The organism is Acinetobacter sp. Ac_5812 (assembly GCF_013072695.1).
Classification (GTDB): domain Bacteria; phylum Pseudomonadota; class Gammaproteobacteria; order Pseudomonadales; family Moraxellaceae; genus Acinetobacter.
On record NZ_LXUK01000017.1, the window covers coordinates 88,341 to 99,981 of the forward strand.

8 protein-coding genes are annotated in these 11,641 nt (G+C 36.6%); 7 read left to right on the plus strand and 1 reads right to left on the minus strand.

Features of this window, described 5'->3' with window-relative positions; translation table 11 throughout:
- The first annotated feature begins 34 nt into the window (after nucleotides 1–34).
- The 4 genes from A7P55_RS12745 (at nucleotide 35) to A7P55_RS12760 (ending at nucleotide 8,132) form a co-directional block, all read left to right on the plus strand.
- Nucleotides 35–3,550: a hypothetical protein gene (locus tag A7P55_RS12745; RefSeq protein WP_171552373.1), complete on the plus strand. Its 3,516-nt coding sequence runs from the start codon at nucleotides 35–37 to the stop codon at nucleotides 3,548–3,550.
- A gap of 65 nt (nucleotides 3,551–3,615) precedes the next feature.
- A complete protein-coding gene (locus A7P55_RS12750; RefSeq protein WP_171552374.1) occupies nucleotides 3,616–5,643 on the plus strand; it encodes a capsular polysaccharide biosynthesis protein in 2,028 nt (675 codons plus the stop codon).
- 9 nt (nucleotides 5,644–5,652) lie between these two features.
- Nucleotides 5,653–6,840: a capsular biosynthesis protein gene (locus A7P55_RS12755; RefSeq protein ID WP_171552375.1), complete on the plus strand. Its 1,188-nt coding sequence runs from the start codon at nucleotides 5,653–5,655 to the stop codon at nucleotides 6,838–6,840.
- 161 nt (nucleotides 6,841–7,001) lie between these two features.
- Entirely contained in the window at nucleotides 7,002–8,132 is a 1,131-nt protein-coding gene (locus A7P55_RS12760) for a sialidase family protein (protein ID WP_171552376.1), read from the plus strand.
- A gap of 8 nt (nucleotides 8,133–8,140) precedes the next feature.
- Here A7P55_RS12760 and A7P55_RS12765 read toward each other — a convergent pair whose 3' ends face one another.
- Nucleotides 8,141–8,608 carry an Lrp/AsnC ligand binding domain-containing protein gene (locus A7P55_RS12765; RefSeq protein ID WP_171552377.1) on the minus strand — a complete coding sequence of 156 codons (468 nt, stop codon included), beginning with the start codon at nucleotides 8,606–8,608 and terminating at the stop codon, nucleotides 8,141–8,143.
- A gap of 139 nt (nucleotides 8,609–8,747) precedes the next feature.
- On the opposite strand from A7P55_RS12765, the gene A7P55_RS12770 reads away from it, so the two are divergent.
- From A7P55_RS12770 to A7P55_RS12780, 3 genes are read left to right on the plus strand one after another with little or no spacing between them, the layout of a single operon-like run.
- Complete coding sequence (locus tag A7P55_RS12770) at nucleotides 8,748–10,004, plus strand: D-amino acid dehydrogenase (RefSeq protein WP_016542536.1); 1,257 nt, start codon at nucleotides 8,748–8,750, stop codon at nucleotides 10,002–10,004.
- A gap of 23 nt (nucleotides 10,005–10,027) precedes the next feature.
- Complete coding sequence (alr, locus tag A7P55_RS12775) at nucleotides 10,028–11,131, plus strand: alanine racemase (RefSeq protein ID WP_171552378.1); 1,104 nt, start codon at nucleotides 10,028–10,030, stop codon at nucleotides 11,129–11,131.
- Between the two features lie 9 nt (nucleotides 11,132–11,140).
- Nucleotides 11,141–11,500, plus strand: coding sequence for a RidA family protein (locus A7P55_RS12780; protein WP_101236741.1), 360 nt, complete (start codon nucleotides 11,141–11,143; stop codon nucleotides 11,498–11,500).
- Nucleotides 11,501–11,641: the final 141 nt, after the last annotated feature.

The following is an 11,641-nucleotide window of genomic DNA, read 5'->3' on the forward strand; positions in this document are numbered from 1 at the left end:
TTGAGTTGCTGTATATTTATTTGGAATGGGAATAATGCCTAAAATCTTCCGTGCTTTTTTTAATTTTTTTCAATTTGCTATACAGTATGTTCGGTTTAGCGAAAGAAGGGCACTGATCGAATATTATTTAGCTCGATATAGATTTTTCTGGAAAAAGAAAAAACCTAGTAGTGAAAAATATCCATTTGTAATCCATGATCCATTTGAATTATTTGGCGATGAAATTGGTGGTTTCGAAAAGTTATATTTAGTTGGCGATAATTGGGTCGATAATCGAGACAAACCAATTATTGTTGTTGCAGGCTGTACTGATTGGAAGTTTGGCTTTATCGCAGACTATTTACCTGAGTTTAGAACAGCTTTTGGTTCTCGTAAATTCGTAGGATTACGAATGATCAAAGCATTATGGCGATTATCTGTTAAGCCGGAAGTTGTGGTCATTTGGGGATATACAGAATCCTTTTGGCTAAGAATGTATCTAAATTTGAGAAATATCCCTATTTGGAGAATGGAAGATGCTTTCATTAGATCAGCTTCATTGGGTGCAACACACTCAACACCTTATTCATTAGTTATAGACAAGACTGGTTTATATTATAATGGACAGAAACCGTCTGATATTGAAAACTTGCTTAGTCATTATGATTTTAATAAAAATAATAGTTTTATGGCGGATGCTCAAAAAATATTAGACTATGTTCTTAAACAAGAAATAACTAAATATAATCCACCAATTATATGTCATGACAATACGTTGAAAGTAAAGAAAAGAATTTTAGTGGTTGGCCAAGTTGATAATGATTCATCATTACGTTTTGGTAATCCAGATAAGTGGACGATGGAAGATATGGTTCGCTTGGCAAAGAGAGAAAACCCAACAGCTGAAATTTTATATAGACCACATCCAGAAGTTTATGAGGGATATCAAAAAAGTAAGCTTAAAAAAGAAAATATTGAAAACTATGCAAAAGTTATCTCTCCTGATGAGCATATTATAGAGCTGATCAATCGTGTAGATCATGTCTATACTTTAACATCATTAACGGGGTTGGATGCTTTATTGAGAGGAAAAAGTATTACTGTTTTGGGCACACCATTTTATGCTGGGTGGGGGTTAACGGATGATAGGTGTAAATTTAAAAGACGTCATAGAAAATTATCATTATTAGAATTATTTGCAGCAACTTATATTTTGTATCCTGAGTATTTGGCAGAGAAAATTGAAGGAGATAAGGTTGATGCCATACTAACAACAATATACAAAATTAAAGGAGATATTTTAGAGGTTATCTATGGTAATACAATCGGGATTAAAGGTGATAACTTATCCTATGATCAAGATTATAAGCTGTTATGTAGCTTAAAAAATATTGAAAATGCATCAAATGAAGAAATAAAAAATATCTTAATATTCTTTAAAAAGTATGATGTTGAGGATTATTTGCTTTATACTTTTTTTGGCCTCCTAGCTCAACCGAAAAGAATTGGTTTCTTAGAAAGTATTATTGATATCATTGAATATGATGTATATCTAGATTTCATTAATAGTATAAAAGATGAAATTGATATTAATCAAAGAAATCAACTGGTTGTAAAGCTATTGGTAAACGCTACAGATAAAAATGATAAGAATGAGGTTGAATTTTTATTCGCTGAAACATCTGTTGCAATAAGATCAAATTTTCAGGCAGAAATTGTAAGAGATAGAGAAGATGCCGAAGAAATTGAAAATATTGAAGAGCATAAGGAGACTGAGGAGCAGGTAGCAGAAAAAATTAAATCTTCGATGAATATTCTTCGTTTGAATGAGTTTAAAACTCAAGTAGAGTATGTAGATTATGATAATGCTCTAACTACACTTAAGAAAATACTTTCAACGAATAAACAAGACTATATTTCATTGTTAAATCAAGGTTCTAATTTGCTTTATGAGAAGTTTGAATTTAAAAAGGCTAAGGGTTTGGCATTATTTAGTATGATGTTAGATATTAATAAGAATAATCGAAAAGCCCTTACAAAGTATATAGAATCTGAATATGTGTTAAATCAATATCAACTTAATGCATCTTCATTGGAGTGGATTTTTTTATCAATAAAGACTAATCCAGAATTAATATCAAAATATAGAGTGATGTTAGGCCGAGAAGATAATCTATTTCGCCTTTTAACTAATGGTGCATATTTAGATAAAGAACAAAGCATTTCTAAAATGATGGGTTATATTGAAGATGGAAATTATGAAAAAGCCCATAAATTATTTATGCAATTGTATGATAAACCTGGTATTAGGCATGATAAGCTTGTAAAAGTTTATACTGATTTTTTACATGCTGAAGGGAAGACAGGTGAAGCAATTTCTATCCTAAATTTATATAGAAAACATAATGGTAGTGAGTTTATTTTACGTCAATTAATTAGATTTTATCAGTTTGTTGGTCAATTTGATAAGGCCGAGGCTATTTATCAAGAGTGTATTTACAAAAAATTTGAACTAAACTCAACAATATATATGCCTATTTTATTGAGTAAAGGCGAGTATAGCCGTGGCTATGAGCAATATATTAATGAAAACTTTACTCAAAAATTAAAATATCTTTTAGGTGAGAAATTTAGAGTTGCTGAGAAAGAAACTGAAATTAATTATGTTGATAAAAGTTTAATTCTGGCTGTATATGGACCTGGAGATGAAATTAGATTTGCATCTATTTATTCTGATTTGGCTAGAAAATTTTTAGAGAAAAAGTATACTATTAGCTGTGACTCAAGATTATATTCTCTATTTAAAAGATCATATCCTGATATAGATTTCTTACCTATTGAAAGAACAAGAAATTTAAATTCAACTTATCCATTGGAGAAATATGATCAGCTACCTTCAATAGAACTAACAACCATTCTTGATAATAATGGCTATAATAGTTTTGATAGGTTTGATAAAGTTTTTCTAGTTACAGACTTTATCTCTAAGGTTCGTAAGACAAGAAATGACTTTAAATTAAATTCTTTTCTTATGGAAGATAAAGATCTATTTCTTAAATTTTCAGAAAGACTACAACCATATAGAAATAAGTTCTTAGTTGGTGTTAACTGGAGAAGTAGTTTAACTAATTTCAGTCGGATGGAACATTATCTAAATATAGAAGAGATCTCTAAAATATTTGATAACGATAATATTGTTTTTGTTAATCTTCAATATGATAATTGTCAAAACGAGTTGAATTGGGCAAATCAAAGGTATCCTGGTAAAGTTATTAATTTTGATGATATCGATCAATATAATGATTTAGAGTCGGTATCAGCTTTAATGAAAAATCTTGATTTGGTTATTGCACCTGCAACTTCTGTTGCTGAATTAGCTGGTGCATTAGGTGTTCAAACGTGGCTATTCTCAAATTCTTCAGAAATTGATTGGCGTAAAGTTGATGATAATGGAACGGATATTTGGCATAACTCTATTACGATTGTTGATGTTCCAGAAAAAGGCAATAAGAAGCTGTTGGTTGAAGAGATCAATAACAGGCTTTTGAAATTCACTAAGAAAGTCGCCTAAGTTCGCACAATAGGGATTTATGGGTTAAATCAGGATTGGTTTAACCCATATTTTACGAGTACAGTATGATAGTCTGTTCAAAGAAGATCAAAGAAATTCCAGAGATAGGGAAATTTGTTAGTGACGAGGTTTATCCTTCGGTTAGTCGCTTCTGGAAAAAGAACCAAAATTTTGGAGGATGGGGGCGGAAGCCTAGTTTTTCACGTGCAAAAAAATATGCTGAAAAAAATTGTTCAACTGCTATTTGCTTAGAAGATGGTTTTATTCGATCGTTGGGATTGGGGAAAAGTGGATATCCCCCTCTTTCAATAGTCATGGATCAATCGGGAATTTATTTTGATGCTATACAATCTTCTGATCTAGAAATACTGATTTCACAGATTTCGATTTCGGAAGATGAAAAAGAACAAGTGCAAAGGCTTATTCAAAAAATTATTGATAAACAGATTACAAAATATAATTTACCTTATGATAATGTAGACCAAACGAAATTTAAAAATAAGAAAAATATTTTAGTTGTTGATCAAACATTTGGTGATCAATCCATTCATTATGCAATGGCTTCAGCGGATCGTTTTCATACGATGTTGCATCGTGCGATTGCTGATCATCCTGATGCAACGATTTGGGTAAAGATCCATCCTGATGTAATCGCAGGAAAGGCGAAAGGACATTTTTCATTAGATGAGCTAAATGCTCTAAATGTAAGTTTATTGGTGGACAATTATAACCCAATTGCTTTATGTCAGTTGATGTCTGAAGTTTATGTGGTGAGCTCACAATTGGGTTTTGAGGCCCTAATTTGTGGAAAAACTACACACTGTTTTGGAATACCTTGGTATGCGGGCTGGGGACTAACGCAGGATTGCCAAGATTTACCAGATTCTCTTAAAGAGAGAAGAAATATATCTCGATCTCTTGAGCAATTGTTTGTAGCCGCATATCTAAATTATGCAAAATACGTCTCACCTGTTTCACATCAGCGCTGTGAGTTAGAGGAGGTTATCGACGTTCTGATCCCAAATATTGAATTTCAAAAGCAATTAACCGCTTCATCTGTGGTGGCTTATGGTTTCAGTCGATGGAAAAAGAGTTTTATTAAAGATTTTTTAGCTTTTCCTCATATCAAACTAAGTTTTAGGCAATGGTTGAGGCCCAAGAAAGAACAACCGATTGTTGCTTGGGGGAAAAAAGCTGCTTTATTAAAACAGCAAGGATTTCAGCAGGTTTGGACAGTTGAAGATGGCTTTTTACGATCATTGGGGCTAGGTGCTAAATTAATTCGCCCATATTCTTTGGTTTTTGATGATATTGGGATTTACTATGATGCATGTCACCCATCTCGTTTAGAGAATTTGTTAAATCAAGTTCAATTAAATGAAGATCAACAGGATCGAATTCAAAGCTTAATTCAAAAAATTATTCAAAATAAATTAACAAAATATAATGTTGGTCAGGCATTGTCTGAAGTGTCTCAAATAATTGATCCTGATAAAAAGGTGATCTTAGTCGTTGGGCAGGTTGAAGATGATTTATCGATACAGTTAGGCGGTTACGACATCAAAACCAATTTAGATCTGATCAAGGAAGTTCGTAGAAATAATCCCAATACTCATATTATTTATAAGCCCCACCCAGATGTAGAAAGTGGACTAAGAAAAGGAAAAATCGTAAGGGAGGAAATTAAGCATCTCGTTGACCATGTTGAAGAAAATCAATCTATCATCACACTCTTTGAACATATCGATGAATTACATACCATTACGTCTTTATCTGGATTTGAAGCACTTTTAAGAAATATTACAGTATACTGCTATGGCATGCCTTTTTATGCAGGCTGGGGGTTAACGCTTGACCGCCATTCTTGTGAAAGGCGGCAACGAAAATTAACAGTTGAAGAGTTAGCTTTTTGTGCATTAGTGGAATATCCCATCTATAATCTGCCGCAGACAAACCAAATGCAGATCCCATTGGTTACGCCCGAGCATGTCATAGAGCATTTATGTGAATTACAGCAAAGGGCTGAGCAATCTCCATCGAGTTTTTGGTCATGGATGTTTACACGTTTACGCGCATTGAAAATAAAATTTTAGGGTTAGAGATTGTCTATATATTTAGATGAGTTACTGGCAGCGAAGAAAGTTTTGTTGTTACAAGGACCAATAGGCTCTTTTTTTACTGATTTATCAGATTGGCTAGCAACCAAGCAAATCGAGTGTTTTAAAATCAACTTTAATGCGGGAGATTGGCGTTACTACAATCGTCGTCCTAATATTTGGCATTATCAAAAAAAAGCAGAATATTTTGAGACTTGGTTATCTGAAAAAGTTGAAAAAAACCAGATAGATGCATTAGTCTGTTTTGGCGATTGTCGTTTTTATCATCAGAAAGCTTGCCGAATCGCACAGCGTTTAAATATCAAATTTTATGTGTTTGAAGAAGGTTATATCCGCCCAGATTATCTGACTTTTGAAGCCGGTGGGGTGAATAATTTTTCAAATTTTCAACAGCGTTTCCTAGAGCAAAAAGATAAAGGCTCGTTGGAGCTTCATTGTAAAGCAAGTGAAAACCATTACCACCGAATGATTTGGAATGGTTTTCAATATTACTTATGTTGGGCATTGTTATTCTGGCTTTATCCTTTTTATCAACATCATCGAGGTTATAATCCGATACAAGAATTTGGTTACTGGACTGTATCGATGTTACGCCGTTTCAGGAATTCTTTAACTGAACCTCGACGGTTTGAATCATTTATTCAACAACATGATCTGAATTATTTTATTTTTACTTTACAAGTGCATAATGATTCTCAAGTCCGTATTCATAGTCATTATAAAGATGTAAGAGATTGCATTGACGAAGTGATAACATCTTTTGCCCAACATGCCGAGCAAGAAAAACACTTGGTGTTAAAGCATCATCCCATGGACCGTGGCTATCGTCATTATGGCCAGTTAATTAAAGAGATATCAAAAAAATTAGGGGTTGAGGATCGTGTTCACTATTTTTGTGATATTCATTTACCCACTTTATTGAAACATGGATTGGGTCTCGTTACGATTAATAGTACTACAGGGATCCAAGCTCTCTACCATCATCTTCCAGTAAAAACTTTAGGCCATTCACTTTATGATTTACCTGGTCTAACAGCTCAGATGGACCTCGACCAATTTTGGCAGAACCCTCAAGCACCGAATGGAGCAGTGTTCCGTGTATTCAGAGAAAAATTGATTGAAATTACGCAGTTAAATGGCGCTTATTACGGTAAGAATTTTTGGATGCAATGACATTTAGAGTATAAAAAGTACTTTTTTAATTTTGATTTAATGAAGAGCGATTAGGCTATTTAAATACTTTAGAGTTAGCCATATTCGGATAAGCCTTGTTTAGCTATTTAATCTAAGTAAATTCAATATCTATATAGTCATAAATAAAGATAGGAGTGTATATGTTATTTTCCTTTCGTTTAAAATCTATATCCATAATTACATTATTTTTTATTGGGATAGGTGCTACTAATGCAAAAGAAATTGACTCCAAAGACCTAAAGAATAATTCGGTCGACTTATGCTTATCTCCTCAAGATGTAGGATTGAAGAAGAGTAGTATCTATAGTAAGTCTTTGAATTTTAAAGATACCTATGATGCTTTTCCTTTTGTCATAAGCTACAAAGGAGCAATTATTGGGATATATAGCTCTGGTGTGGCACATGCCAATTCTGATAAACAAGTGATGTTTAGATCAGATGATGGAGGTAAAACATTTAAGACAGTAGACTTTCTGATTAATAAGAATAATAGTTTTAATACTTCTTTGCTTGATAATCTGCTTGTTGACGGAGACTCGATTAATTTGAAAGTTTGGAATATACGCAAAGAAAAGGGGATGATAAAAGTAACTACCATTAATAGAGTTAGTGTGGGGAGTGTTATATATTCACTGTGGTCTAGACCTGTGCAATCCAATAATAGTTTATATAGAACGGGATATGGCTTCAATAATAAGACCTCTTATGTAGGCTTATTTGAATCTTTAGATAAAGGAGGCACTTGGAAATTTAAAAGTATGATTGCACAAAGTGATAATTTATCTTTCACAGAAGCAGATATTGTCAATGTAAGTGAGAGCAAATGGATTGCAATTGTTCGAGAAAATAAAGGGCGTTTAAACCCATTGTATCAAGTTATCTCTTCTGATAATGGTATTACCTGGAGTAAACCAAACTTGCTTGATCCTGCAATAGTGAGTGGAAGACAACCTAACCTTGTTAAATTGAAAAATAATACGATTATCTTGGCGACTGGTGATAGGGCGGGATCTTCAGGATATACCAATGATGGGAAGTTAAGACTTAGTAGTAATACAACAGGGATTAAAATTTTTAGGAGTACTGATAGTGGGAAAACCTGGTCAGTAGGAAAGAGAGTAAGTCCTATTTATAGTACCGATGGCGGGCAACCTTTTTTAGTTGACCAAGGGAATAATAATTTATTTATTACGTGGTACGCTAGACAAAGACAAAGTTCTCAACCATTGATCCTGAGCTGTGACTTAAATATTAAAAGTTTGGATAAATAGAGTATCTATTACACCCCCATATCTAAATATAAAGATTCTTTGACTTCTTCCATCACAATATAGCTATGTGAAGAGGCAGAGGCTGGTAGTTTTTTTAATAAATCACCTAATAGACGGCGATAGGCACTCATTTCCTTTAAGCGTGCTTTGACCAGATAATCAAACTCACCTGAAATCAGATGGCATTCCAGTACTTCTGGAATATCAACTAAATCCCGTGCCACCTGATCAAATACATCGCCAGATTTGGCAGATAGTTTGATTTCCAGAAACACCAGCAGGCTACGATCGACATACGCTGGGTTGAGTCGAGCATAGTAGCCCACAATAATCCCTTCGCGTTCTAAACGCTTCACTCGTTCTGAGCAGGGCGTGGTGGACAGGTTGACCCGTGAGGCCAACTCACTGATGGCAATTCGGCCTTCACGTTGCAAAATATCTAAAATCTGGCGATCAATCCGGTCTAATTTACGCATCATTTATTCCCTTTTATTTTCATTTTTCCGTGACAAAAATATGAAATTACCTAGATTATAGTCATAAAATCAGTGAAAAAAACTATTGATCCAAAAATATACTAGTTAAATAACCTAGTGTGTGCTTGAGGGATCTATTATGCGCGTAATCGTTTTAGGAAGTGGCGTCATTGGTGTGGCAAGTGCTTATTATCTTGCACAACAAGGTGCGCAAGTGACGGTACTTGACCGTCAATCAGGACCTGCCAAAGAAACCAGTTTTGGTAATGCAGGTCAAATCTCCCCAGGATACTCAACCCCATGGGCAGCACCGGGTATTCCTTTTAAAGCAGTCAAGTGGATGTTCCAACATCATGCGCCATTAGCCATTAATATTGATGGCAGTATGTGGCAGTTGCAGTGGATGGCACAGATGCTGAAAAACTGTAATCCACAAAGCTATGCGGTCAACAAAGAACGCATGATGCGTGTGGCAGAATACAGCCGTGACTGCTTACGTGATTTAAGAGCAGAAACTGGCATCAATTACGAAAACCGTTCAAAGGGCACCTTACAAGTGTTCCGTAGCGATGCGCAACTTGAAGCGGTACAGCGTGATATTCAAGTATTGCAAGAATGTGGTGTCGACTTCGCTTTACTCAATGCCCAAGAGCTGGCGAGTGTAGAGCCTGCTTTAGCCCATACAGATAAACTGGTCGGTGGCTTACATTTACCGAATGATGAAACGGGCGATTGCTATTTATTTACCAATGCCTTGGCAAAACTGGCGCAAGATTTGGGTGTGGAATTCAAATTCGATCAAAATGTTGAAAACCTGATTGTTGAAGGTGATGAAATCAAAGGCGTCAAGGTCAATGGTGAGGTTCTCACTGCGGATCGTTATGTCTTGGCCTTTGGTAGCTACTCTCGTGACTTCCTGAAACCATTAGAACTGAATTTACCTGTTTACCCAGTCAAAGGTTATTCACTGACCATTCCGATTGTAGAGCCAAAATTTGCACCACAATCTACGGTCTTGGATGAAACCTACAAAGTTGCGATTACCCGTTTTGATCAACGTATCCGCGTCGGTGGTATGGCTGAATTGAGTGGTTTCAATCTTGGATTGAATCAAGATCGCCGTGCCACCTTGGAAATGGTGACTCAGGACTTGTTCCCAGGTGGGGATCTCGCTCAAGCTTCATTTTGGACCGGCCTACGTCCAATGACCCCAGACAGCACGCCGATTATTGGTGCAACCCAGTACAAGAACCTGTTCCTGAATACGGGACACGGGACTTTAGGTTGGACCATGGCCTGTGGTTCAGGCAAATTGATCAGTGATCTGGTTATGAATCACCGTCCTGACATCAGTACCGATGGTTTGTCGATTCAACGTTATTCACACGCTGCTTAATTGCACAGACAAGGAAGTTAATTATGCCTCGTCCAATTACTGCGGTGATCCATGCTCAAGCCTTGCGCCAAAATCTTGCGGTGGTAAGGCAATCGGTTCCGAACAGCAAAGTGTTTGCTGTGGTTAAAGCCAATGCTTATGGGCATGGCATTGAACGTGTTTACGAATCTTTTAAAAGCGCCGATGGTTTTGCCTTGCTCGATCTGGACGAAGCAAAACGTCTGCGGGCTTTAGGCTGGACAGGACCGATTTTATTGTTGGAAGGAATTTTCTCTGCCCAAGACCTGTTTGATTGTGTGCAGTATCAATTGAGTTTTACCGTACATAATACGCAACAGGTGGCGTGGATACAGCAGCATGCTTATCCAGCCCAGTTCGATATTTTCCTCAAAATGAACAGTGGCATGAACCGTTTAGGTTTCAAGCCACAACATTATCGTGAGATCTGGCAGCAGCTCAGCAAGTTGGACAACATTGCCAGCATCACCCATATGATGCATTTCTCCGATGCCGATGGTGAGCGTTTTGGTGAAACAGGCATTGACTATCAACTGCAGCAGTTCGACGCCGCGATTGCAGGTTTGCCTGGAGAAAGATCGGTCAGTAACAGTGCTGCAATCTTAAGATATCAAACTCAACTACAGTCGGACTATGTGCGTGGCGGCATCATGCTGTACGGCAGTTCGCCCGATTATCCCAAGCATACGATTCAGGACTGGGGCCTTGCGCCGAGCATGAGCTTGCGCAGTGAGATTATTGCTGTGCAACAGCTCGATGCACAGGAAAGTGTTGGCTATGGTTCCAGCTATGTGGCCGAACAACCGATCCGAATCGGAATTGTGGCCTGTGGCTATGCCGATGGTTATCAACGTATTTCAGCAACAGGAACCCCTGTTCTAGTCAATGGGATTCGTACCCAAATCATTGGACGGGTCAGCATGGATATGTTGGCTGTAGACCTCAGCCCGATCAGCGATGCCGATGTCGGCAGTGAAGTGGTGCTTTGGGGCCAGTCTAGTTCAGGCACAGTTTTAGCCATTGATGAGGTGGCAGCAGGTTCAGGCACTATCGGTTATGAACTGATGTGTGGCGTGACTGCACGTGTTTCATTTATTACTCAGGAATAAGGATTTCTTATGTCTCATTCAGATATTCAAAAGCTCAATACTAATGAAGTGATGAGTGCTGTAACGGTATTCAATCAAGTGGTGTATTTATCAGGACAAGTACCTAAAAATGCCGAACTAGATATTGAAGGTCAAACCCGTGAAGTGTTGGCAACCATTGAACAACTTTTGGCTTCCGCAGGAACTGATAAATCACGTTTATTGTCTGCACAATTATTTTTAAAAGATCTTTCAGATTTCCCTGTGGTCAATACCATCTGGATTGACTGGTTAAAAGGTCATGTTGCACCTTCGCGTGCCACCATTCAGGCAGACTTGGTCAATCCGAAGTGGTTAATCGAAATTGCAGTCGTTGCAGCACAAAAATAAAGCGATCCGCTTTATTTTTGTTTAAAAAATATAAAAAAAGAAGAAAAGTAACGTATTTGCAGTAGATAAAACGTAGTCAGATACGTATTTTCTTGCAATCGAAATGAGTCAGTCGTCTTTAAAAGACAGCTAGGGTATGGC